Source organism: Oleidesulfovibrio alaskensis DSM 16109 (assembly GCF_000482745.1).
GTDB classification, from domain to species: domain Bacteria; phylum Desulfobacterota; class Desulfovibrionia; order Desulfovibrionales; family Desulfovibrionaceae; genus Oleidesulfovibrio; species Oleidesulfovibrio alaskensis.
The window spans coordinates 384,853-407,795 of record NZ_AXWQ01000004.1 but is presented as its reverse complement, the minus strand read 5'-3'; the positions used below and the strand labels follow the sequence as shown (position 1 = coordinate 407,795).

Annotated in this window: 19 protein-coding genes; 10 read left to right on the top strand and 9 right to left on the bottom strand. The window is 60.1% G+C overall.

From position 1 onward, the window contains the following. A complete protein-coding gene (locus H586_RS0102115; RefSeq protein WP_011368291.1) occupies positions 1-540 on the bottom strand; it encodes a YceD family protein in 540 nt (179 codons plus the stop codon). 196 nt (positions 541-736) lie between these two features. Here H586_RS0102115 and rpmB point away from each other — a divergent pair, with 196 nt between their 5' ends. The 4 genes from rpmB to H586_RS17815 all read left to right on the top strand — a co-directional run bounded on the left by rpmB (position 737) and on the right by H586_RS17815 (position 3,794). Next, positions 737-946: a 50S ribosomal protein L28 gene (gene rpmB, locus H586_RS0102110; RefSeq protein ID WP_011368290.1), complete on the top strand. Its 210-nt coding sequence runs from the start codon at positions 737-739 to the stop codon at positions 944-946. Between the two features lie 112 nt (positions 947-1,058). Beyond that, on the top strand, positions 1,059-1,949 hold the full coding sequence (locus tag H586_RS17820) for a DMT family transporter (RefSeq protein WP_011368289.1): 891 nt from the start codon (positions 1,059-1,061) through the stop codon (positions 1,947-1,949). Positions 1,950-2,177: 228 nt separating this feature from the next. Continuing rightward, positions 2,178-2,753, top strand: a complete 576-nt coding sequence (locus tag H586_RS0102100) for an FxsA family protein (RefSeq protein WP_027181246.1) — start codon at positions 2,178-2,180, stop codon at positions 2,751-2,753. Between the two features lie 3 nt (positions 2,754-2,756). Then, entirely contained in the window at positions 2,757-3,794 is a 1,038-nt protein-coding gene (locus H586_RS17815; protein WP_051363816.1) for a rhomboid family intramembrane serine protease, read from the top strand. 142 nt (positions 3,795-3,936) lie between these two features. On the opposite strand, the gene H586_RS17810 is transcribed toward H586_RS17815, so the two are convergent. Together H586_RS17810 and H586_RS0102080 are read right to left on the bottom strand one after the other, a co-directional pair. After that, positions 3,937-6,006, bottom strand: a complete 2,070-nt coding sequence (locus H586_RS17810; RefSeq protein ID WP_051363815.1) for a glycosyltransferase family 39 protein — start codon at positions 6,004-6,006, stop codon at positions 3,937-3,939. After that, a complete protein-coding gene (locus tag H586_RS0102080) occupies positions 5,993-6,661 on the bottom strand; it encodes a phosphatase PAP2 family protein (RefSeq protein WP_011368285.1) in 669 nt (222 codons plus the stop codon). Before H586_RS0102080 ends, H586_RS17810 begins: the two co-directional genes overlap by 14 nt. 149 nt (positions 6,662-6,810) lie before the next feature. On the opposite strand from H586_RS0102080, the gene H586_RS0102075 reads away from it, so the two are divergent. Next, on the top strand, positions 6,811-8,226 hold the full coding sequence (locus H586_RS0102075) for an MATE family efflux transporter (RefSeq protein ID WP_011368284.1): 1,416 nt from the start codon (positions 6,811-6,813) through the stop codon (positions 8,224-8,226). A 47-nt stretch (positions 8,227-8,273) separates the two neighbouring features. On the opposite strand, the gene H586_RS0102070 is transcribed toward H586_RS0102075, so the two are convergent. The 3 genes from H586_RS0102070 to H586_RS17800 form a co-directional block, all read right to left on the bottom strand. After that, positions 8,274-8,573, bottom strand: coding sequence for an MTH1187 family thiamine-binding protein (locus H586_RS0102070; protein ID WP_011368283.1), 300 nt, complete (start codon positions 8,571-8,573; stop codon positions 8,274-8,276). Positions 8,574-8,820: 247 nt separating this feature from the next. Beyond that, the gene (locus tag H586_RS17805) at positions 8,821-10,674 is read right to left on the bottom strand and encodes a motility associated factor glycosyltransferase family protein (RefSeq protein WP_162147937.1); all 1,854 of its coding nucleotides are present in this window, start codon (positions 10,672-10,674) and stop codon (positions 8,821-8,823) included. Between the two features lie 164 nt (positions 10,675-10,838). Beyond that, a complete protein-coding gene (locus H586_RS17800; protein ID WP_051363813.1) occupies positions 10,839-13,142 on the bottom strand; it encodes a hypothetical protein in 2,304 nt (767 codons plus the stop codon). A 262-nt stretch (positions 13,143-13,404) separates the two neighbouring features. On the opposite strand from H586_RS17800, the gene H586_RS0102055 reads away from it, so the two are divergent. Then, positions 13,405-14,232 (top strand): nitroreductase family protein, encoded by an 828-nt coding sequence (locus H586_RS0102055; RefSeq protein WP_027181245.1) that lies wholly within the window; start codon positions 13,405-13,407, stop codon positions 14,230-14,232. A 43-nt stretch (positions 14,233-14,275) separates the two neighbouring features. After that, positions 14,276-15,439: a metallophosphoesterase gene (locus H586_RS0102050; protein WP_162147936.1), complete on the top strand. Its 1,164-nt coding sequence runs from the start codon at positions 14,276-14,278 to the stop codon at positions 15,437-15,439. A 229-nt stretch (positions 15,440-15,668) separates the two neighbouring features. Here H586_RS0102050 and H586_RS0102045 read toward each other — a convergent pair whose 3' ends face one another. Beyond that, the gene (locus H586_RS0102045; protein ID WP_027181243.1) at positions 15,669-18,092 is read right to left on the bottom strand and encodes a methyl-accepting chemotaxis protein; all 2,424 of its coding nucleotides are present in this window, start codon (positions 18,090-18,092) and stop codon (positions 15,669-15,671) included. Positions 18,093-18,196: 104 nt separating this feature from the next. On the opposite strand from H586_RS0102045, the gene H586_RS0102040 reads away from it, so the two are divergent. Beyond that, a complete protein-coding gene (locus tag H586_RS0102040) occupies positions 18,197-18,775 on the top strand; it encodes a hypothetical protein (protein WP_027181242.1) in 579 nt (192 codons plus the stop codon). 84 nt (positions 18,776-18,859) lie between these two features. Here H586_RS0102040 and H586_RS0102035 read toward each other — a convergent pair whose 3' ends face one another. Together H586_RS0102035 and H586_RS0102030 are read right to left on the bottom strand one after the other, a co-directional pair. Continuing rightward, positions 18,860-19,879 (bottom strand): calcium/sodium antiporter, encoded by a 1,020-nt coding sequence (locus H586_RS0102035; RefSeq protein ID WP_034618414.1) that lies wholly within the window; start codon positions 19,877-19,879, stop codon positions 18,860-18,862. Positions 19,880-20,039: 160 nt separating this feature from the next. Next, complete coding sequence (locus H586_RS0102030; RefSeq protein ID WP_027181240.1) at positions 20,040-21,761, bottom strand: YcaO-like family protein; 1,722 nt, start codon at positions 21,759-21,761, stop codon at positions 20,040-20,042. A gap of 338 nt (positions 21,762-22,099) precedes the next feature. Between H586_RS0102030 and H586_RS0102020 the strand changes: the two genes are divergently transcribed. Both H586_RS0102020 and H586_RS0102015 read left to right on the top strand, forming a co-directional pair. Then, complete coding sequence (locus H586_RS0102020; RefSeq protein ID WP_027181239.1) at positions 22,100-22,510, top strand: DMT family transporter; 411 nt, start codon at positions 22,100-22,102, stop codon at positions 22,508-22,510. Beyond that, positions 22,507-22,842: an SMR family transporter gene (locus tag H586_RS0102015; RefSeq protein WP_011368273.1), complete on the top strand. Its 336-nt coding sequence runs from the start codon at positions 22,507-22,509 to the stop codon at positions 22,840-22,842. Before H586_RS0102020 ends, H586_RS0102015 begins: the two co-directional genes overlap by 4 nt. Positions 22,843-22,943: the final 101 nt, after the last annotated feature.

The window sequence follows — 22,943 nt, the reverse complement described above, 5'->3', positions numbered from 1 at the left end:
TTAGTGCTTTGTTACTTTCAGGCCGCGCAAAGCGGCCAGACGGGGGTCGTACTGCTCTGTGTCGCAGCCGCATTTCCCGTCATTGAGATTCTTTCCGCATACCGGGCACAGCCCTTTGCAGCCGGAGGCGCAAAGCGGCTTGGCAGGCAGCGATACAATGAATTCTTCCCACAGCAAACGCCCCATTTCCATGCCGGCACCGGCTCCGTCAGGAGCGGGCCCGATAATGGTTTCGTCGTCGCCGGTGTCTTCTGTATCATCGCCGGGCAGCAGTTCAAAAGAATCAAACTGGTGGTCGATGTCGATGACGGCATCTTCGGCACAGCGGTCACAGGGTACCGCTATCTGGCCGGTGATGCGTCCTCTTACAAGAACACCGTCCTGCTGGGCAAGCAGAAAGACCTGCGCAGTCAGGGGACGCCGGATTGCATAGGGCAGGGAAAATTCCGCTATGGGATTTTCCCAGATGGCCGGTTCGTCGAAGGAAAATTCCTTGCCCCCGGCGGGAATGTCTTTTATCAGGATCCAAAATTCAGGCATAATTGTCCTCGCGGAAGGCGATTTCTACATGTGTATCTCTTTGTTTGTCAAGAAAAGGGTTGCCTTTTTTTAAGTGTCGTTATAAGAAACCCTCCTTCCTTGGCCGTTCCGTCCTCGCGTGCAAGCAGCGGATCGCCGGGAGGGGTCCAAAACTCGCGAAACGTATTCTGTTTTTCATATATGGAGGATAGTCGTCATGGGAAAGCAATGTGAATTCTGCGGCAAAAAGCCCCAGACCGGCAATAATGTGAGCCACTCCAACATCAAGACCAAGCGCCGCTTCATGCCCAACCTGCAGAGCGCCCGCCATCAGCTGCCTACCGGTCAGATTAAGACCGTCAGCGTGTGCACCCGCTGCCTGCGCTCCGGTGCTGTGGTAAAGCCTGTGGTAAAGAAGACCGCATAAGGTTGGTTTCGCATACGACCGCAAAAGGCCCGGCAGAATACTGTCCGGGCCTTTTTTCGTTGCCCGTAAAGAAGTAAGGTGTAACTGAACCGAGTCAACGGGGGTGCCTGTCATGCTGTGGTTTGTTCTGGCTCTGGCCACTGCCTTTTTTTCTGCGGGTGAAGCTGTGCTCTTCAAGCGCTTTTTCGGCGACAGGCCGCCGTACGAGATGATTGTCTGGCCCATGGCCTGGAGCCTGCCCCTGTTTGCAGGATATCTGCTGCTGTCCGATGCACCCGAGGTGCAGCAGGGGTTCTGGAGCGTCATGGCTGTCATGCTGCCCCTCAATATGGCGGCGTTTCTTATACAGACATGGGCCATCAGGCTGTCCCCCATCTCGCTCACCGTTCCTTTTCTTTCATTTACACCGGCGTTCATGCTGGGCACCGGCTACGTTATTCTGGGTGAGGCGATACCGGCGCAGGGCGTGGCGGGTATTGCATGCATTGTGGCCGGCAGCTGGCTGCTTAACCGCGCTCCTGCCGCTTCAGGCAGAACCTGCGGCGCCGGTGCGGCCCTGCTGGAACCGTTCCGCGCGGTATACCGCGAAAAAGGCAGCATGCTTATGCTGCTGGCGGCTTTCATCTGGAGCCTGACCGCTGTCTTATCTAAAAAACTGGCCCTGCTGGGAACCCCCATGTACACCGCGGCCATGTTTTTCGCCATTCATAACACCTTGATGCTTCTGCTTATCTTCGGTTTTACCCGCGTCAGTCCGCGTTGTCTGCGTGAACGGCCTCTTGCCGGTGCCGCGCTGGGGGTATGCATGTTCGGCCAGATTGTCTTTCACTATCTTGCTATCACGCTGGTGGCGGCCGCGTATATGATAGCGGTCAAGCGGCTCAACGGGATCATTTCCGTTGTCTTCGGCCGTCTGGTTTTCGGCGAGCGGGTAACGCTGTGGCGAACTGCCGGTGCCTGTGTCATGGGGGCCGGTGCTGCGATGATAGCCCTTGCGGGGTGATGTCCGGCCTGTGTGATTCGTTTTGTGCCCGTTTGTCCCTGTATGTTCCTGCCGTGCCGTGCCGCACCGGCCGCTTGCCATGGGCGGTACTTTGACTCAATGTGCGGTCTGCCGTGCTGTTGCCGGTCGCAGCATGACTGCGCTTTACAACTGTCGCGGAATGCTTAGTACCAGTGCATGGCCGGAAAACCGGCAATCAATCCATAACAGGCCATAACAGGGGTCACCATGCTGCTACGCCTTTTACTGCTGTTTACCATAATCCCTTTCATCGAGCTGTATCTGCTCATTCAGGTCGGCAGCGCCATCGGTGCCGGTTCAACCATACTGCTGGTCATACTTACGGGCATAGCCGGTGCATGGCTGGCCCGCACGGAAGGGCTGAGCACCATGTTCAAGGTGCGCCAGTCGCTGGATAAAGGTGTCATGCCTGCTGATGAGATGGTTGAGGGCCTGATGATTCTTGTGGCCGGTATTCTGCTGATAACACCGGGTCTCATGACCGATGCGCTGGGACTTGTATTACTTTTCCCGCTTACCAGAGCGCCGCTGGCACGCCGGTTGCGGCGGAGTTTCGCCAGCTCGGTGCAGGTGCACGGGGCAGCCCGCTCCTCGCAGTTTTCCGGCGGGTTCGGCAGCGGCGGAACATTTTATTCCCGTACCTACTATTCCGGCGGGTTCGGTCCCGAAGCACAGGAAGAGCCGCGCAGGACTGTTGTCATAGACTGTGAAGCCGCGGAGGACGGTTCGCAGGATGACCCCCGCGTCATCGATTGCGATGCGGATGGTCCGCGGCGGAAATAGCCTGTGGCCATTTCTGCCGGACGTTCAGGTACCATTCTGCGGGGCGGGACGACCGGGACAGGCAGACACCGCATGGTCCGGCGCGGAGCTTCGCGCTGGTGGTGCGATGTGGTGCCTCTGCTGGCGGCTTCCGGACTGCGTGTGCGGGCCGGAGTAGCTCCGGCATGGCCGCTGGTGCTGGCATCGCGGGGTATTCCCTACCGGCTGCAGCACCGTTCATGGGGGGCGGCGTTGTATGTGCCGCTGCTTTATGAGCGTCTGGCTGCCGCGGAAATACTCCGCGCCGAACATGAAAATACCCCCGCCGCAGCGGTGCCGCTTCCCGCACCGGTTTTTCCAACTGCGGCAGTCACTTACTGGGTGCTGCTCTGTCTGGCCGTCTGGCACGGCGTGCGTATGCACTGGTGGCCGTGGCTCAATCATTTTTTACCAGCTGTTGGCGGGCTTTCTGCGGAACAATGGGCCGAAGCCGGACGTCTGGACGGCATGCGTGTGCTGGTGGACCGCGAGTGGTTCCGCGTTGTGACCGCGCTTACTCTGCACGCCGACAGCGGCCATCTGCTGGGCAATGTTGTTTCCGGCGGTGTGTTTATGCCTTTGCTCTGCCGTCGCACCGGTGCCGGTGCGGGCTGGCTGCTTGTGCTGCTGGCCGGTGCCGCCGGCAATGTCTGCAGTGTTCTGTTTTCCGGCTATGACTATCTGAGTATGGGGGCCTCCACAGGTGTCTTCGGCGCTGTGGGGGCTTTGTGCGGCATAACGCTGGCTCTGGAGGGCAGGCAGGGCCGTGTGAAGGCTTTTGCGGTCATTGCTGCAGGACTGGGGCTGCTTGCCATGCTGGGCATGGAGGGAGAACGTACCGACATTACAGCACATGTGGCCGGACTTGTGTGCGGTTTTGCCGCGGGCAGGCTGAGCGGAGGCCTGCTGCATCCCGGGGGGGCCGCCGTTGTCAGCCGCAGGTGGATGCAGACATGCTGCGGACTGGCCGCAGTGCTGCTGACAGGCGCCGCCTGGGGCTGCGCTCTGGCTGTGTATATGTAGCGGCTGTGGTTTTATCTTTCATCTGTACCGGCAGTATGTTGCATCATATGCCGGAATTTTTTGTGCGGCAGTCGCGCACAGCAGAACGGCGGCGGAACCTGTGTTCCGCCGCCGTGTTTTTTCATGGATTGTACACCGTCTGTCAGATGGTGGTGGCATTGCCCTGCGCGGGAGCATCTGCAGGGGATGTCTCATGCCCCTCTTCTGCGGCGCTGTCCGCTTGGGGAGCGTCGTCCGCAGGCATGTCGGCAGAGGGCGTTATGGCTGATTGCTGTGTTGCCGTACTGTTGGTGGCATTGGCAGCGGGAAGCTGAACCGGCGCGGTGGCTGAATCTGCGGGCAGGTCAGCAGGCTCACCGGTTTGACCGGACTTCGCAGGGACCTCTGTTTGGGCAGAGACCTCTGTTTGGTCGGGGGAGGATGTCTCGCGTACGGCAACGACATATTCCTGATCTACAATCCACTGCCGGCTTACCTCCCGCATGTCTGCGGGTTTGTTTTCCCATGTGTCCCAGTGTTTGGTGCGCATGGCGACCACGGTTTTCCGGTGGGCTGACACGGCGGCATCCACATCGGCCCATTCGTCCAGTTCCAGCAGGTCGGCACCGGCGTAGAACGTATAAGTGCCCGAATAGACTTTATAGGTCACGGGGGTGTAGCCTTTTTCTATGTAGCTGCCGATAAGCTCACCCTGCATGCGCGGGCTCATCACGTTATCCATGGAGGGAGCAGTGATAAGTCCCAGCGGCTGAATCCATACGGTGGTGAACAGCACTGCCAGCAGCAGCGCACCGGCCCCGCCGGCGGCAGGCGCCGCAACCCACATGATTGCCGCTCCTGCTGCACTGATTGCGGCAAGAATCCACAATCCTTCCAGAGCCAGCGGCCAGCGGACGGCTTTGGTCAGCCATTCCCAGCCGAACATCTGCCCCAGCTGCAGGGTGACCAGCGCTGCGGCCAGCGCCAGCAGCAGCAGTGCCATCAGCCGCATGAGCCATTTGGCGCGTGCGCGTGAAAGGGACAGTATGCCGCCTGCGGTAAGCACCGCCAGGGGAGCGAAAAGAGGCAGCAGGTAGATGATGATTTTGATGCTGACGGCCGAAAGAATGGCGAATCCGCTGAGAAAAGCTATCCACAGATAGGCCATGCCTTCTTTTTCCGGAGTGCGCGAAGCGGCCACGGCACGGGCCCCTTTTTTACTCAGCAGAAAGCCGAAAGGCAGCACGGGCAGCAGCAGGGTCCACGGCATCCAGGCGGCGGGCAGAGTTGCCATATAGTGCCACCACGGCTGCGAGTGGTGCCATGTATGGGTGGCCCTGCGGTATATCTGGTCATGGAAGATGTTGTAAAGAAAGTCCGGCTGTTCCGTCAGATACGCGCCCATGACCCAGGCCAGCAGGATAAAGAGCATGACACCGGCACCGGCCGCCACATCTGCACCTGCCAGCCGCCGCGGTTTGCCGCGCCACAGCAGAAAGAGCACCGATGTGACAAGCGGAAAGGCAAGCCCCAGAGGGCCTTTGGTCAGGGTAGCCAGCGCGGCGAAGGCGAAACCGCAGACAATCCAGAAAGTGGATTTTTCTTTTTTCCAGCCGGTGAAAAGGCATATGTGGCTGAGCGTGATCAGTGCGGCGAAGAGCAGGTCCATGCGCGAATAGTGCGACACACCGATGAAGTAGAATACGCTGAGCAGTACAAGTCCGGCTCCCAGAGCCGTGCGCTTGTCTGCGGCTGCCACACGCCGGGCCAGTGCGTATGTGGCCCAGATATAAAACAGGGCAGAAGCAGCCGCACCGCTGAAGAACAGGCGCGGCCCGATGCCCTGCGGAGCGTCACCGGCGATACCGGCAGCCTGCATAGCCTGCCTGATGCCTTCCAGCAGCCAGAAGTAGACAGGGGGTTTGTCGGGGTAGGGCACACCGTTCAGGTGCAGCACAATCCATTTACCGGCATTGACCACGTGTTCGAACACGTTGGCATAGCGGACTTCGTCGGAATACCATAGCGCGCGTGCGTCAAGCATGAACACGGTCTGCAGCGCCAGAAGAATGGTGAGCGGAATAAGGGGCTGAAAAGCCAGAATATCCAGAATGCGTTCGCAGACTGTACGCTGCGGTGCGGCCGGTGCCGCTTCAGTCGAAGCGTCGGGCGTGACGGTCTGTGAGTGCAGATCGTGCTGACCGGCATCGGGAGTGTTTTCAGTTTGCGTCATTGTTTTTCCTGTTCAGGTGCGTCCAGACGGTGTGCATGAGTAAAGCGGAAAAAGCACCCGTAAGCGTGCCGAAAAAAACATCGCTCGCATGGTGCTGTCCCAGATATATGCGGCTGAAGCCGACCAGTGCGGCGTATACTGCCAGCAGCGCGGAAAGCAATATTCCGGCGCGCCGTTTTGCGGCGCAGGCCAGCGGCAGTACAGACCCCACGATTTCAGTGGTATGTCCGGAGGGAAGCGAATTGTGCCCGGAGTTGAAGGAGAACGGCTGAAATGTGCCGTCCGCATTGGGCCGGGGGCTGCCTATGGTTATTTTGAAAATGCGCACAAGCAGAAACGCCACCAGCAGCTGGGCTATTATCCAGGCCAGCACGAAATTGCGTCTGCTGCGGGCTTCCTGCGGATTGCGCGCGGCCAGAACAGAGCCTTTGGCCGCACGGGCATAGATGGTGCCGTACACCAGATATAAAAAGGGATTGCCCCAGTCTGTGAGTATGGTTAGCCAGTACGTCAGATCGGGGTGCTGGTATCTGTAAGCTCTGAAAAACGTCGTCACTGTCTCACCGGTGCCGATGCACAGTGCCACGGCTGCCAGCATGATCATCATGGGCAGCAGACAGAGCGCGTATACAAGTGCGGAATGGCTGGTACGCATGCCGCCTTATAGGCTGAAACACGCCATAAGTGAAGCCTGAGCCGGTGCGGTTTTGCGGTTGCGAGTGATTGACTTGCCCTGTGAGTGTGATTACACATTCAAGTTCCTTTCCGTATACTAGTCATCTAATTCTGTTCCGGAGTATCCTGATGTTCTTTTCTTCCCTGCGTGCACGTTGGGGCATGCCCAACGGCTATCGCGATGTGCTCGGCGTGGGGTTGCCCCTTGTTATCAGCATGGCCTCGTCCACTGTGATGCAGTTCACCGACCGGCTTTTTCTGAGCCATTATTCCGTGGACGCCATTGCGGCTGCATTGCCTGCTGCCATTGTCAACCTGCTGTTTCTGCTGTTTTTTACAGGCGTTGCCGGATATGCCAACGTTTTCATAGCGCAGTACTGCGGGTCGGCTGCGCCTGCCCGTGTGGGTGCCGCCTTGTGGCAGGCCATTCATTTCAGTCTCATGGGCGGAGTGCTGCTGGCTCTGCTGTGGTTTGTCGCGCCGTTTATGTTTTCCTTTGCCGGACACCCTGCGCCGGTGGTCAGGCTGGAGGTGATCTATTTCCGCGTACTGACTGTGGGAGCGGTGTTCATGCTGCTTTCCAGCGCGCTGAGCTGCTTTTTTTCCGGTCGGGGGCTTACCCGTCCTGTAATGGTGGCCAACATCGCGGCCATGATCATCAACATCCCGCTTGATTACGCGCTGATTTACGGTGCGTGGGGGCTGCCCGAACTGGGCATAGCCGGGGCGGGCATTGCCACGGTGGCCGGCTGGGCGCTGACATTTTTCTTTCTGGCGCTTGCCACGTTTACCCGCCGTCACGATGCCATGTTCGGCGTTCTGCGCAACTGGCGTTTTGAACGGGCGCTTTTTTTGCGCATGATGCGTTACGGCCTGCCCAGCGGTGTGAACTATTTTTTTGAGATTTTTGCCATTACGTTTTTTGTTTTTGTCATCGGACGTCTGGGCAGAGTGGAACTGGCGGCAACCAATATCGTGTTTTCCATTGATTCGCTGGCCTTTCTGCCCATGCTGGGGCTGAACATAGCAGTCAGCACCATGGTGGGGCAGGCCATCGGCGCGGGCAAACCCGATGCGGCAGGTACCGCCGCCATGAATACTTTGCATCTGGCGCTGGCGTGGATGCTGTGCATCGGTGTGATGTTCATCATTTTTCCGGGTGTGCTGCTTGATATGTTCCGGCCGCAGGATGTCAGTGTGCAGGAGTATGTTCCCATTCGCGAAGCCGGTGTGGTGCTGATGCGTTTTGTGGCGTTCTACTGTCTGTTCGACGCGTTGTCGCTGGTGTTTTTCGGCGCTGTCAAAGGGGCGGGAGACACCTATTTTGTCATGTGGGCCATGGTGGTGGGCTGTGCATGCATGGTGGCGGTCATTGTCATCATGCGGCTGTGGTTCGACGCCGGTCTCATCGCATTGTGGGTGGTGCTTACCTGTTACGCCGTGGCGCTCAGTCTTTCGGCGCTGCTGCGCTACAGGGGCGGCAAATGGCGTTCCATGAAAGTGGTTGAAACAGTTCGCCGCAGTCCGGATGCCGGACCCTGCTGATACCGTAAAAAAGGCCTTCCCCGTGGAAGGCCTTTTTTGATGCGCGGCTACAGTTTCTGCAGCACGGATTGTGTTTTCTGTTCCATGCGGGGGCGTGTTCCGCGTTTCCAGTCCACCTTCAGAGTCATGTAGACTCTGTCGCAGTCCTTTTCCAGCTCACGGAAGCATGCTGTGATGCACTGCATCACTTCATCCCATTCGCCTTCGATGACTGTGCCCATGGGGCCCAGACTGTGGCCGAGGCCGCTGGCGCGGACAATATTGAGAACCCTTGCCACATAGGGGCTCAGGCTGCCGCCTGTGGCTGGATTCATGGGAAACATGGCCAGTTCTGCCATTACGCTCATATGCAGCTCCTGTGCGGGCGCCGTGCGGCGGCAGAGCGCGCACGGCACGCAAAGATTGATTGAAAAATGAATGATAGCGCCGGATCGCGGCAGATGGCAATGCGTGTGCGTCACAGCCTGCGGGCAATCCCCCCTGACTGCGGTCCGGTGCGGGCTTTTGCGGCAGGTGCTGTTTGACGCGGCCGGACACAGGCCGTCCGGTACCGTCGCGTTTACGGCAGCGGCGGCCTGGCTGTGTCGCTGGCGGTCAGAGTGTCTGCGCTTGCGGACGGACAGAACCGCCCGATGCGGACGAGGCGGCGGACACCGGAACGCAGCTGTCATGGGCCGGAGTGCACAGCACGCTGTCCATATGCCGGACTTTGTGCAGCACTCTGCGCACGATATCCTTGAAGGCTTTAAGGTCGGCGGGACCGTACCGCAGTCTGCCCAGCCCCATTCCGGCTATGTCCATGATTTCGTTGTACAGATACGGCAGATAAAGCGGGTCCTGCCGCAGAAATGCGTGTACCTGCCGCAGGGTGGCTGTGATGTCATCGTGGTTGCGGGCGGCTTTGCGCAGCAGTTTTTCCAGCCGGCGCTGGACGTGCCGCAGGCTTGAACGCCATTGTTCTTCGCGAGGTTCCCATGCCGGCTGGTTGCAGGGAATCATGGCCTGCTGCAATGCCAGACGCAGTTTGTCAAGACTTGCCCCGCGGGCCTGCAGCAGGTTGTTGTCCAGCGCATCCTGTGCCGTTATGTTGGCCGCTCCGTGTATGGGAAGTCCGCCGCCATATATGTTGTAGGCTTCGATGTCCGTGTGAATGCGGAAATCCTGCTCCAGTTCGCGGGCTGCGGCCAGAAATTTGTTGTCGGTGCGTATGGGGTTGCCGTCGATGTCTCTGGCTGCCTGATGCGATCTGAGCATGGTGGCGTGGTGTCCGCTGGCGTGGCTGCGGTCGCCTTTCCACCCCAGATCCTGCCCCAGCAGCGTGAATCTGCGTACTCCTGCCCAGTAGAGCAGACGCACAATGGCCACGTTGACGTTACTGCCTGCCTCCAGCACCAGATCACCGCTGCCTCCGATAAAGGTGGCCAGACCGCCCACAGTCCAGAGCGGCAGTGCGGGTCCGGGGTAGCGGGCGACAACTTCATGGCGCGTTTTGGTGGAATAGATGAGCGGGATATCGGCCGCCCATTCATTATCCAGCCGGTTGTACACTGCGGTCATTACTTCACCCCAGTCGATGGCAAGGCAGAAGTGGGGTTTTATACCTGCTTTGCGGCAGGCGGGCAGCGCCTGCAGCGATGTGGCGATGACTGCGTCGGCGGTGTGCGGGGCGATGACCGGTCCGTTGCTTTCCAGCGAAGGTCCGGCGCCGACGATAAGCGCGGGCAGTCCCCTGAGCATGTTTTCAAGCGGATTGAGACTGCCGTTGCGCAGTGCCGTGCGGAAGTTTGCAAGCTCGTTGGACACCATGGTGTCCTGCACCTTGCGCAGTGTCAGCATCTCCAGCCCGAAACTGTCCATCATGCCGTGCACTATGTTCGCCCATTCGGCATACAGCGGCGATATCTGCTGGCTGGGCAGGTCGGCACGCAGGTGAATACTGCCGAAGAGGTACTGTACATCCAGCCTGCGGATGATGTCGTGTACCACGGTGCGGTCGGGCGGAAGCACGGTAAGCTTGCCGGAGCGGATAAAAGGGCTGAAGTCGGACTGCGACAGGCACAGAGCCAGCATGGCGGCATCCGGTTCGAGTAACAGTATCTTATGTGTATCCGGTGTGTTGTCGATAAGATGCACCAGCCCGTAGCCCACGTTGCAGCCTATCACCACAGTGGCGCTGCGTGCCAGATTATGCCGGTCTGCTGCCGGACCGCTGTCTTTGCGGTGTGCGGAATCCGGAATCCATTTACCGTAGCAGACAGCGGGAGGGGCGGCGTCAAAAAGATAGCGCCCGTCCGGCAACTGCAGGTCTGTCATGCCATGGCTGTTTTTGCCCATGGCTGCCAGCAGCGGAGAGATATCCGGTGACATGTGCGAAAGCCACTGCGCTGCGGGGCGGCAGGTGGCGGCCAGAGCCTGCATGTTGGGAGCGGAAAAAAGTGCGCTGTTCATGACGCGGTAGTAGCAAAAAGCTTGCCGACAGTGTCCGGCAAGGTATCCGCGGTCTGTTTTTGTCTCCGGTGTCGTTTTTTTGACCGTAAAGAAGGCAGGCGGGGACTGCCGGAGCATGGCCGGTTACGCCGTGCCGGTGTTGTTGTGCGCGCTGCATTTTCGGCTCAGCGCGCGGGGGCGGGCGCAGCTTCCAGCAACAGGGCGCGTATTTCCCACGGTTGCAGCCGGATGCTCAGCCGGCCGTTCTGCAGGCCGGGGGGAGTCCGCTGCGGTTCCTGCGTCGGGGCGGCTGCTGGCGCAAACGCACCGTCTGCGGGCAGTATGTCTTTTGCTGTTTCTATCACGGCGGGCGGCAGGCGCAGGGTAAAGCGTTCGTGCTGCGGCTTGCGGCTGAAGTTGGCACACACCAGCAGCCAGCGCGGTGCGGCGCGGACGTTGTCCGGCGGCAGTGCAAGGACTGTGGCCGCGGTGCCGCTGCCCGAAACCGCGGGGGTATCGACAAGTTCCGCCAGCGGAACGCCCAGCCGCCTTCTGGCGGACAGCACCGCGGCCATGGCGCTGCCGTATGAACCGTCGTGCAGCATCTGGGCGGGCAGGCTGTCGTGCAGAGTTCTGGCTGCGGGCAGTCCCTGCCGTGAAATCATGACGGAATCATAGCCCGACCCCAGTGCATATGCTCCGCGGCCAAGCAGTTCAGGATGCTGTTCGACATCTTCTTCCGGCAGACTGGCGGCAGGCAGGGGCATGGCACCGGCCAGATCGCGGCCGTCGAGCATGAAGCCCCCCGGCAGCAGCGCGTTCCATGAGGCCAGCAGCAGGGTCCCGCGGATTATCTCCGGTGTTATGGCGCGCAGTCCCGTGCGCTGGTCCTTGAGTCCCAGCGACTGCGCGGCGATGCCTGCAGGGGTGGTGCAGTAAACGCGTCCGGCCGTTGCGCGGTGCAGTACCGGCTCGTCCACTGCGGCCCTCAGCTGGTCCATGATGTGCCGCTGCACTGCCGAAGCTCTGATGCGGCTGCCCTGCCATTGCACGACAGGTTCAGGCCCGTAAGGGGGCGGAGCCAGATGCGCCAGCGTGTAGTCAATGCCGTGTCCCCACATGACCGGATGCATGAGCCTGCGGTGGTCGATGCCCGCCGTGCGCAGCATGTCCAGCGACAGACGCAGTGCCTGCGCATTGCCGGTCAGCAGCGCGTGTGCGGCCATGGGCGGGGTGTACATGTCAACGGCCATGTCGGGGCCGCTGTCCAGCAGCGCTGTCAGCAGCGGCAGCTGCATGGTATCTGTCAGCAGCGACCATCCGCCGTAGCGTCTGTTTTCGGCGGCAAGGGTGCGGGCGGCATCCAGCAGCGGTGCGGCAGGGCCGCGCTGGTCGTTTTCGTCTATGACGGCCCCGCTGAACGGCTGCAGGGTCAGCCCCGCCAAAGCGGTTCCCAGTTCTCCTGTCTGCCGTATCACCGAGCCGGACATGATGCGCCGCGCCGCGGCGGAAGGATCGGTCCAGTTGAGCACCGGACGGGTGGGCACTTCATGAGCAAGATATGCCCACCTGCGTAATTCGCCGTCTATGCCGCGCACTTCGCCTGTTACCGCCCAGCGCAGCGGGTTGCCTGTGCGCGCGGCTGCAAGCGGTGGCGGCAGCAGCCCTTTGCCGCGCAGGGCAGTAACCGCCGCTTCGTCGGGAAAGGTACCCTGCCATTCCGACTGTACGGCAGGCAGCAGTTTCCAGCTGTCACGCGGCAGGTCTATCATGCAGTAGATTCCCGCGTAGCCCGGCTTGCCCCGTGCCGCGAGGAAAAAGTCCGGCCCCATGCCGGTGGCCGCGGGGGTGAGCATGGTGCCCAGCACCGCTCCGTGGGCATTGGCCATGCGGAGCAGGTGCAGAAAATGTTCCTGTGTGCCGCAGGCATCGGCAAAGCCGTACTGTATGATGTCGTCTCCGCGGACTGCTGTAAGGTCGTATCCCCACAGGCCGCCCGTCACATGTACCGGAGCGGGCAGCATGCCCCGGATGCCCAGCTTTTGCAGCGCCTGCCACACTCTCCTGTCTGCCAGCACGCCGAAAAGCGGCTCGCTGCTTTTGCCCAGTACTGATTCCGGTCGTACGGTGAGCCATGTGTCAGCCTCGCGCAGTAGCGCGGCGGGGGCGGGGCGCAGTCCTCCTTTGCGCCATTGCAGTGCAGAGCCTGATACAATATCCGCAAGTCGCTGCGATTCACTCAGCATGGACTGGCGCGAAAGCCACTGCACATAGCCGGGGTCTGCTCTGGGCACGTCGCTGGACGGCAGGCCCGACTCCTGCCCCTGCGGGGTGCGGGGGGCGCAGCCCTGCAGGCAGGTACCGGCAAGATACAGAAGAGTGCAGACGGCCAGTAAGCGAAAAAGTAAATAAACGGCGTGTCTGCTGCGGTTTCCGGCAGGCGGTGTAACGGGAATGGCGGGCGCGGGGGTGGCGTGCTGCTGCGGCATTTTGTCTCCTGCGTAAGGTGTGTCCGCTTCATATCGTAAAGTGTCGCGCTTGACAAAGCGCGGCAGTACAAAACAGCGGATGACAAAGCGGGCCGATTGTGCGAACAGACATGTACGCTTCTGCCGGCCACGAGGGGCCGGCGGCATCGCCGCCGACTTGAGCGGAGCGGTGCTGCAGGCTGGACGGCAGAAAACGTAACAGTATAATATTATTATCCGGACAGCGCAGGTGCGCTGTGTTTTTTTGCCAAGGAACAGATCCATGAGTTTTTTTGAAGTTGACGGCGACGCCTGCAGGCGTTGCGGGGGATGCATGGAAGAGTGTCCCGTGCTGGTGCTTATTGCAGACAAGGAAACCGGTGCGCCCAAAATGCGTACCGGCGGAGAAGACGTGTGTCTGCAGTGCGGTCACTGTGTTTCCGTGTGCAAATTCGGGGCGGTGCGACTGGCCCCCATGCCTGACGGGCAGTTTGTTCCGCTGGACAGAGGTCTGCGTATATCCGGCGTTCAGGCGGAACAGTTTCTGCGCAGCCGCAGATCCATACGTTGCTTCCGGCAGCGGCCCGTGCCGCATGATACGCTGGAACGCATCGTGCGTACTGCCGACTGGGCGCCTTCTGCCAGTCACAGACAGCCGGTGCGCTGGCTGATGGTGGAAGACCCCAACGCCACCCAGCACATGGCGTCGCTGGTCATCGACTGGATGACGGAATTGCGGCGTGAACAGCCCGATGTGGCAAAACAGTACGGCGTGGCCGGTCTTATTGCCGCATGGCGCAAGGGACAGGACTGCATTCTGCGCGGTGCCCCGCATCTGGCTGTTGCCTACACCGATACCGCCACAGGCTGGTCCGATGTGGATGCTTCCATCGCTTTGACGTATCTTGAGCTTGCGGCCCATGCCCACGGTGTGGGTGCCTGCTGGGCAGGGTATTTCATTCATGCCGTGCGCGAATCGGAAGCCCTGCGCGTCAGGCTGGGGCTGAATGACGGGCAGCGCATCTGCGGTGCGCAGATGCTCGGCTATGCCCGTTACGGATACCACCGCGTTCCCATGCGCAAAGAACTGCCCGTGCGCTGGATTTCCTGACAGCGGCGCACGGCAGGGAAAACAGCGCCGCAAGGAGCTGCCTGTGCTGTACACCGTCTTTATAGGCCTGTCGGCTTTTTTTGCCCTGTATACCGGTCTGCGCCTTATCAGGCCGTCGCGGCTGGGGTTCTGGGCCCGCACAGTGGCCTGGTGCTGTCTGTGCTATGCGTGGGGCAGCATTCCCGCTGAAGGTTTTCTGCGTCATGCCGGTGTTGAAAGCCGGACCATTGACGTAATCGCCTTCGGCGGGGCCGTTGCGTTCGGCGTGGCTTCGCTGTTGCTTGTTCTGCTGCTTTCGCGCGACTCTTTGCTTCTGCTGTGGCATGCACGGCGTGTGCTGCCCCGCCGCAGGCCGCGTCCGCTGCACGATGCTTCACGGCGGCAGTTTATTCAGGGGGCTTCGGGTACCGGTGTCATGGCGCTTGCGGGCGTGTTTTCCGGTACGGCCATGTACGGCGCCATGCGTGTTCCCGCCGTGCGGGACATACAGATGCCCGTGCACGGGCTGCACCCCGCGCTGGACGGGTACACCGTTGTGCAGCTTTCTGACCTGCATGTGGGTGCCTTTCTGGGAGTGGACTGGCTGCAAGGTGTGGTGGAGCGCGCCAATGCCGCCGGTGCAGACCTGATTGCCGTCACCGGCGATATTGTGGACGGTTCGCCCCGGCATCTGCGGGAACAGGTAGAGCCTCTGCGCCGCCTGCAGGCGCCTGACGGTGTATTCGGTGTTTCCGGAAATCATGAATATTATTCGGGAATAAGCCGCTGGCTGCCTGTGCTGGAGTCGCTGGGGCTGAATATGCTTGAAAACCGCAGTGTGCGCATCCGCCGCGGTGAGGCTACGCTGCTGCTGGGCGGTGTGAGCGATTATGCCGCCCACCGTTTCGGGCGGCAGTACGCCAGCGACAGCCGCAAGGCCATGCTGCATGGTGAGGACACGGATTTTAAACTGTTGCTGGCCCATCAGCCCGCCAGCGTCTTTGCGGCGGAAAAAGCAGGATGGAACGCCATGCTGTGCGGACATACCCACGGCGGGCAGGTGTTTCCCTTTATGGCGGTTGTCAGCATGGTGCAGCCGTATCTGGCCGGATTGTACCGTCATGGTGCCATGCAGCTTTATGTAAGCCGCGGCACGGGTTTCTGGGGGCCGCCTTTCCGGCTGGGCGCACCGGCAGAAATTTCGCGCGTCATTCTGCGCCGTGCATAACGCGCTCCGCCGCAGCCCTAAGCCGCCGCAGTCCTAAGCCGGTGCAGCCGGGCGCCCGCTGCCTGTATCTTTTGGCGGGAGCATTGTGCAGAAAAAGTATCTATTCCAGCGCTGCACCCCGCGTGGCAGGCTTGCGCAGCCGTTCTTTGCGCCGTGCCTGTAAATAACAAAGGCCGCTCCCCGCGGGGAGCGGCCTTTTGCAGATACCTCGCAGTGTTACGCGCGCCGTCTATTCGCTGGTCATCATTTCAATAATCTGCTGAAGGCGGCGTGCTTCTTCCGCCAGCTGGCTCACTGCGTCGGCCGACCGGTTCATTGCCTGCAGGGTTTCCGTTGAAATGCGGTCCACCTCTGCCGTGGCATGGCTTATTTCTTCGGATGCCGCGGACTGCTGTTCTGCGGCGGTGGCGATGGAGCGTACCTGATCGGCAGTTTCCACGGAAAGATTCAGAATCTGCTGCAGTGCGTCGCCCGACTGGTTGGCAAGGTCGGTACTTTCCTCGATGCTGCTGACGGCCTTGCGGGTTGCTTCAAGGTTGCGGCGGGCGCCTTCCTGAATTTCCGTAATGGCCACAGTCACCTGTTTGGTGGCGTCCATGGTTTTTTCTGCCAGTTTACGCACTTCGTCGGCTACCACGGCAAATCCGCGTCCTGCATCGCCTGCCCGTGCGGCTTCAATGGCGGCGTTCAGGGCAAGCAGGTTTGTCTGGTCGGCTATGTCGTTGATCATGTTCATAATCTGACTGATGCCTTCCACCTGTGTGCCCAGCAGCTGCATGTTGCTGCTCAGGTTTTCCGCTTCATCCGAAACCTTGCGGCTGGCGCTTATGACATCTCTGACGATGCGCGCGCCTTCTTCGGCTCTGGCACGCGCTTCATCCGCGCCCGATGCGGCCTCTGCGGCACTGCGCGCAACTTCCATGACTGTGGCGTTCATTTCCTCCATGGCTGTGGCGGCTTCGCCGGTGCGCTCTTTCTGTACCTCGGCCCCCTGATTGGCCTCTTCGATGAGTCCGAACAGCTCGGCAGCTGTGGCTGATACGTTCTGCGAGACACCGTCGGCCTGTTCGGCAGCCTGCGCTATGATGTCGTTTTTATCCTGCATGGCTTTGTTCTGGCGGTGGTTTTCGGTCATGTCGGTGTACAGGCCGAAAGCTCCCAGCAGGGCACCGTCAAGGTCATGCAGAGGCGCGGTGTCCACCCGCAGGAAAATGTCTTCTCCGTTGCGTTGCAGCACCAGTTCTTTGTTGGTCTGCGACTGCCTGTCGCGCACTGTATCGCCCAGAATGGTGCGGCGTGATGCGTCGTTGTGGAACAGTTTGCCGATGGATTGTCCGGTCCAGCTGTCTGCGGAACCCTGTGCATGCAGCAGCGTGAGGGCCGGCTGGTTGATGTAGGATATTTTTTCCTGCGTATCCACAACGATGCAGGGTGTGGCCATACCTTGCAGGATACCGTTGGAAAAGCCGAGGCGTTCCTTGATGACTTCCACCATGCGCCGGACGGCTGCAATGGTTTTGCCTATGGCATCGTCGGCCTTGTAGTCCACCGAGGCGTTGTAGTCGCCCGTTGCCACTGCCGCGGTAAAGCCTTCCAGCTTGTTCAGCGAACCGGTGATACTGCGCAGCAGCAGCCATGTGGAGATACAGCCGGCCACCAGTGCCAGAGCTGCCACCCCCAGCGAGCCGGTAAGCACCATGGTGTCCATGCCGCGCAGTGCTTCTTTGCGGCTCATCTGCACGCCGATGTGCCAGCCCCATGGTTCAAAATGTCTGACATAGGCTATCTGTTCCGCCCCGTCGCGCATATAGGTCACCAGTCCGTTCTGCACACCGGCAAAGTATTGTTCCACGCCGATGTCTGAAAGTGTTTTGCCCTGATGCTCGGGGTGGTATATCATTTCGCCCTTGTCGTTGTAGGCAAAGGCAAAACCGAGGCCCCCCACGCTGATGCTGGCGAGGGCTTCGGTAAGGGCGGGAGTCATTATTTTACGGCCCACATAGGCCACAGCCACTATATTGCCGCCCAGATCGCGCAGAGGCTTGTACGCAGTGATATACCATGCGTTGACGACAAAGGCTTTGCCCCTGTAGGTTTCACCGCGCATGACTGTTTTATATACAGGACTTGATTCCGGTATGTATGTTCCGGTGGCCCGTTGTCCGTCCAGTTTGAGCACGTTGGTCGATATGCGCAGCAGTTTGCCGGGCAGCACCTGAAAAATAGTGGCCGTGCCGCCGATGAGCTTCTGCACTCTGTCCACTATTTCAAAGTTTTCATACAACGGGGTCATACCTTCGTCTGAGGTAAGCACCAGTGCGGGTATGGTTGCGGTGGCGGCTTCCTTGGTGACCTGATTGACCATACGGGTCTGATGCGCATGCAGCTCGCTCAGCATCAGCGAACCGTAGCCCTGCATTTCGCGTTCAAGCACACTGAGGTCGGAGCTTACCTTTTCCTGTGTGATGGCGTCCTGCATTTCTATGGTGGTAACCAGATTTTCAGTGGTCGACTGCAGTGTGGCTGTGCCCAGCTGCGTCATGCCGTCACTCACAAGCCACATGGTCACACTGCACAGCAGTGTAATGGCCAGCACCAGAACCCCGATGCTGCCGGAGTAGAATTTTGTCGAGAGTGTCACTTTATCAAACATGCACAGGCTCCTTTACGGTCGGACGGCAAAGCCCTGATTAGCTGGTTGTGAAACACTGTATATCCGGTTTATCGGAAATATATCCTAAATCTTGAGAGAATGTAATGAGTAAAGAAAAATTTGATACGTCCGGTTTTGTCTGCGACAAAGTCGCCGTGGAAAATGCCGGAGCGCAGAAGGCTTTTGCCCGCGGCATGTTCCGCCCTGTTTTCAATGCCGCCTCTGACTGCGTTTTCTGCATCGGGCTGGACGGTACAGGAGTGGACCGGGTGGCCGCTGCAGTGGCAGACAGGCTGGGGATGCAGTTTTTGACCGTACAGGACCCCGGCCTGCTGATGAATGATATTACTGCTGCGCAGGGAGCAGCGGTGGCCGTGAGCGAGCTGTGCCTGCAGGATGCCGATGCGCGCCGGTTGCTGAAAAAGCAGGGAAGAGTCTTTTATGTGATGCCTGATATTCCTGAGCTGGTCCGGCATATGCCGGAAGCGGCCCGCGAGGATTTTATAACCAGAGTGCATGCTGTGGAGCCGCTGTGTTTTGAAGCGCTGGACTTTATGCTGCAGCCGGAACGCACCCCCGGGCAGCAGGCGGCATGTGTGGCGGAGGCGCTGGGGCTTTGCGGTCTGCAGGTGGCGCAAGAGGAAGAAGAGGGCATTGTGTGGGAAAACGAGGAAGGCATCTGACAGACCGGAACAGTACTGACTGAGTATTGAAAGACCGGCACCCGCAGAGGGATGCCGGTCCGGTTGCCGGTGGCGGACCGCCGGTTACAGCGGGGGCGTGCTGAATGCATCCAGCACCCAGCGTCCCAGTCCGAATGTGAGCAGCAGCAGGCCTTCCGCTTTGCCCAGCCTGCCGCGCAGTCTGAGCAGCAGCAGAATAAGCAGCACTGTAAAGACGCTGAGCGCAAGGTTGGGAAGTGCCGATGCATCAACGCTGAGTGGTCGCAGCAGGGCCGTTATACCCAGTACTCCCGCAAAGTTGAACAGGTCGCTGCCGATGAGGTTGCCCAGCATCATTTCATTGCGTCCCTTGAACGATGCCACGACGCAGGTGACCAGTTCGGGCAGCGAAGTGCCGCCCGCCACAATGGTCAGCCCGATAAGCCATTCACTTACCCCCAGCCATGCGGCAATGGCGGTTGCACCGTTGACCACCAGCCTGCTGCCCAGTGTAAGGGCAATGAGGCCGGCTGCTATTCCGCCAAGAGCCCGCCAGAGAGGCAGTTCTGCTGCTGTCCTGTCCGGTTCGCCGGGCAGCACGGGACTGTTCAGAGTCGAACCCGTCCGGCTGCTCAGCACTGTCTGCAGCGAAGCGTTTACTGCTGCGAATTCCATGCGGCTTTTGATGATGAGCCATGCGATGTATCCCGCAAACGTCAGGGTAAGCACGGCACCGGCCCAGCGTGGCAGCGACCCCGTGACGGAAGCGCAGACCAGTATGAAGGTGGTGCAGCAGACCAGAATGGGGGCGTCGCGCTGCATTATGTCGCGCTCGGGCATGACGGGACGCAGCATGGCCACGCCGCCCAGAATGAGTCCGAGATTGAATATGTTTGACCCCACCACATTGGCCACGGAGATGGAGGAATATCCGGTGACCGCGGCTGTGAAAGACACGAGAAATTCCGGAAGAGACGTGCCGAGGGCCACGATGGTAAGGCCTATGACCAGTTCGGAGATGCCGACGCGGCGGGCCAGCGCCGAGGCGCCTTCCACCAGTCTGTCGGCGCCGAACCACAGCAGCAGGCCGCCCAGTGCGAGGAAAAAGAGATCGAAAATAGGCATGATTGATTGAATACTGGGTTTTGCGGCGGATGAAAAGCCCGAAACCGGTTAAGGGTGGAATATATACACATGCAGGCCGCCGGCCTGCGGGGCAGGCGGGCGGCCCGAAAACAGGGGCTGCCGTGCCGTGCGCGGCAGTGCGCGCCTCGGTTTTTGCAGGTCAGCGGAACATGTCGAGATACCGCCGGTACAGCCGGGGATTGATACGGGTGAACGGCGTGAAGTCCGCTGTCAGTTCCATGCCGGGCACCAACGCTCTGACAACGGGAAAGCCCAGATCATCGCGGGTGATATCCACATAAACGGGTGTTCTGCCGTTGGCGGTGAACATGGCTTCCAGCAGCGCCAGATTGTCATGGACGTTACCCATGCTCATATCGGGCAGTTCTTCAAGCCTGCGCACAGGAATATGTGAAGGCGCGGGGGCCGAAGGCGGGCTGTCCGGATACGGATACGGCGTTTCGGTAAGGCATGACACAATGGCCCGCCGGCCGTCCAGCCCGGCGCCTGTGGCGCGGGTGACAGTGCCGTCGCGGCCTGTGACGAATGCTTTGTAGCAGGGCACCCCGAAGTCGGTGGTGATATCCTGAAACTGCAGATGCACACCGCGGGCGGCGTAATCGTCCAGCAGCATTTTCAGGGCGGGGTCTTCCGTGGTCAGCGTGAAGCACCGCTGCCAGCTGTACGGCATGGTGGCTTCCGCATCACGTTCGATGATTTCCGTCAGGGCTGCCACTTTGGCTTCTTCCGGTATATTGCCGGAGGCAAGCCCCGTGGAACCGGGAGCCGTGTATAAAGACACTTCATCAAGGTTGCAGAACAGAAAAACCATCTGTACGGGCACCAGTACAGTCACTTCGCCGTCCGGCCCCGGTGAGCGGCCTTCCATCCAGTGCAGCGGCTCGTCCTGATAGGGCGCTTCCAGCGGAAAATCGGCAGGGTCGACAGCTTCAATGCCGCGGGCCCGCAGTTCGGAAAGGCGCGCCACGGTCACAGGTGTACGGCAGGCTCTGCCGGTCACCTGCAATACACCGTCCTGAACAGACACCGAAGCATACGAAGAAGCCCGTTCAACCATTTCCATGGCGTATGAAACACGGGCGTCCGCCAGTGAAAGCCCTCTTCCGTATGTGGTGGCAAGTCCGCATAGTGTGTGATTGTTGCGGCCCGCCTGTATTCCGGTGTCCAGCCGCCACTGGCGCAGCAGCGCGATGGGGCTCAGCGAAGCCACGTGTCGCATTTCCACGCCCCCGATCACATCATGCTCGACCAGGCGTTCCAGCGCCAGCATGGCTGTTTCGTGCGCAGGCGGACGCCGCCAGCCCGTATCGCGCGGCCGGTCTGCAACCTGCTGCCGCAGATCGGCCACCGGCACTGTGTTGCGGGGCAGCCACAGTGCAGAGACCGACCCGAGATCAAACAGCGGGGGCAGCTCTTCATCGTCGGGGTGCGGCAGCATGCGGTGATCGTGCATGTTGGCCCGGAAAAGTTCTGTCCACCGGGCATGCAGGCCGCTGTCTGGCTGCAGTGACCATTTGATGTAGGGTAGCGGGGTACAGGCTGAAAGCCGCGCGGGGGCTCCGGGGGCAAAGCGTTCGCGCAGGGCGGCGAAACGGGGCGTAAGCAGGCAGAGCTCGTACAGCAGCGCTTCCAGTACAGGGCGTCCGGCACATTCTCTGGTGATCATGGTGCGGATTTTTTTCTGCTCAAAGGTGGCAAGCCTGCGGAGCAGCCACAGGTGCATGAAGTCATCGGCGGGGTGTTCCTCCAGCCATGCCAGTCCTCCGGCAAAGCTGAGACCGCGCGGCGGCTCGCATGAAAAATACCCTGTGGTGGCCTCTGTGCCGGTGAGTGTGTATGTGTAATGCATTGTTGCGGACATCTGATATTCTCCCCGTCTGGTGTGCCGCCGGTATAGCTTTTTTTTGCCTGTCCGCAAAGCATACCTTTTCAGTCCGGTTTGTGGGCCGCATGATATCCGGCGAGGTCTGCCCGCGGGCGGAGTTGCTTTTCCTGTTCCGACGCAGTAGCATGCATTCCATGCTGACAGGCACTACCCGCCATACGCCGCTCTGCGGAGCCGGCATCGTCTCTTCCGAACACTGCTGGCGTTCGGGGCTGTAACGGCTGCCGTTGCGCAACCGGTCCTTTTTTCTTTTTCTTTTTTCGTAATTATACATAGAAGCGGTGCTGCGCGCCGCGTCACGAGGGTATTTTATCATGTCCGCACCACGTGCGTATCACTGGCTGTGTCTTACCGGCGCGGTCTTTTTCGAGGTGGCCGGTACCACACTGATGAAGGCTTCACAAAGCTGGAGCATGGCTTTCGGGGCCGAGGCCGGAGTGGTGATCATGCTGCTGTTCATCGGTGTTTCGTACTATCTGCTTTCACTTTCCACCACGGCGCTGCCCGTGGGGGTGGCTTTTGCTTTCTGGGAGGGGGTCGGACTTGCATTCATCACGCTCGCCAGTGTGTTCATTCTGGGCGAACAGATGAGTCTGCTGCGTTTTGCTGCGCTGTGTGCTGTGCTGGGCGGCGTGCTGCTGGTGCACCACGGCACTTCTTCCGGCAACCGGCAACAGGCGGAACCCGCCGGTGTGGTTCAGCCGCGCAGAGGGGAACAGTCATGACATTTTCGTCGATACTGACAGCAGGACTGCTGCTGGTAATGCTGGCGGCGGCACTGGATGTGGCTGCCAACCTGCTGCTGGCAAAGTCCCGGGGATTTACCGTGCGCCGGTACGGCGTGATGGCGCTGGCAGCTGTGGGGCTTGCTTTTGTCTGCCTGTCTTTTGCAGTGCGCAGTATGGATCTGGCCGTTGCCTACGCCATGTGGGGCGGTTTCGGTATTCTGGGTACCTCGCTGGGCGGCTGGGTGCTGTTCGGGCAGAAAATGGCGCCCAGTGCATGGGCCGGAATTGCCCTGCTTACCTGCGGGCTGGCCATGCTGCACATCAGCTGATGGTGCAGAACATCCACATGAAATTACGGCGCCATCAGGCGCCGTTTTTGTACAGCATGTCCGCATAGTGCGGTATAAGTGCCTCCGGCAGCACGGAACGC

Bases quoted from the DNA above. Each gene is read 5' to 3' on its own strand.
- H586_RS0102055 (WP_027181245.1), top strand. From the start codon at position 13,405: ATGAGTTTTTTTGAAGTTGACGGCGACGCCTGCAGGCGTTGCGGGGGA.
- H586_RS17810 (WP_051363815.1), bottom strand. From the start codon at position 6,006: ATGACGCAAACTGAAAACACTCCCGATGCCGGTCAGCACGATCTGCAC.
- H586_RS17800 (WP_051363813.1), bottom strand. From the start codon at position 13,142: ATGCCGCAGCAGCACGCCACCCCCGCGCCCGCCATTCCCGTTACACCG.
- H586_RS0102030 (WP_027181240.1), bottom strand. From the start codon at position 21,761: ATGTCCGCAACAATGCATTACACATACACACTCACCGGCACAGAGGCC.
- H586_RS0102080 (WP_011368285.1), bottom strand. From the start codon at position 6,661: ATGCGTACCAGCCATTCCGCACTTGTATACGCGCTCTGTCTGCTGCCC.
- H586_RS17820 (WP_011368289.1), top strand. From the start codon at position 1,059: ATGCTGTGGTTTGTTCTGGCTCTGGCCACTGCCTTTTTTTCTGCGGGT.
- H586_RS0102035 (WP_034618414.1), bottom strand. From the start codon at position 19,879: ATGCCTATTTTCGATCTCTTTTTCCTCGCACTGGGCGGCCTGCTGCTG.
- H586_RS0102070 (WP_011368283.1), bottom strand. From the start codon at position 8,573: ATGAGCGTAATGGCAGAACTGGCCATGTTTCCCATGAATCCAGCCACA.
- H586_RS0102015 (WP_011368273.1), top strand. From the start codon at position 22,507: ATGACATTTTCGTCGATACTGACAGCAGGACTGCTGCTGGTAATGCTG.
- H586_RS17805 (WP_162147937.1), bottom strand. From the start codon at position 10,674: ATGAACAGCGCACTTTTTTCCGCTCCCAACATGCAGGCTCTGGCCGCC.
- rpmB (WP_011368290.1), top strand. From the start codon at position 737: ATGGGAAAGCAATGTGAATTCTGCGGCAAAAAGCCCCAGACCGGCAAT.
- H586_RS0102040 (WP_027181242.1), top strand. From the start codon at position 18,197: ATGAGTAAAGAAAAATTTGATACGTCCGGTTTTGTCTGCGACAAAGTC.
- H586_RS0102075 (WP_011368284.1), top strand. From the start codon at position 6,811: ATGTTCTTTTCTTCCCTGCGTGCACGTTGGGGCATGCCCAACGGCTAT.
- H586_RS0102115 (WP_011368291.1), bottom strand. From the start codon at position 540: ATGCCTGAATTTTGGATCCTGATAAAAGACATTCCCGCCGGGGGCAAG.
- H586_RS0102020 (WP_027181239.1), top strand. From the start codon at position 22,100: ATGTCCGCACCACGTGCGTATCACTGGCTGTGTCTTACCGGCGCGGTC.
- H586_RS0102100 (WP_027181246.1), top strand. From the start codon at position 2,178: ATGCTGCTACGCCTTTTACTGCTGTTTACCATAATCCCTTTCATCGAG.
- H586_RS0102045 (WP_027181243.1), bottom strand. From the start codon at position 18,092: ATGTTTGATAAAGTGACACTCTCGACAAAATTCTACTCCGGCAGCATC.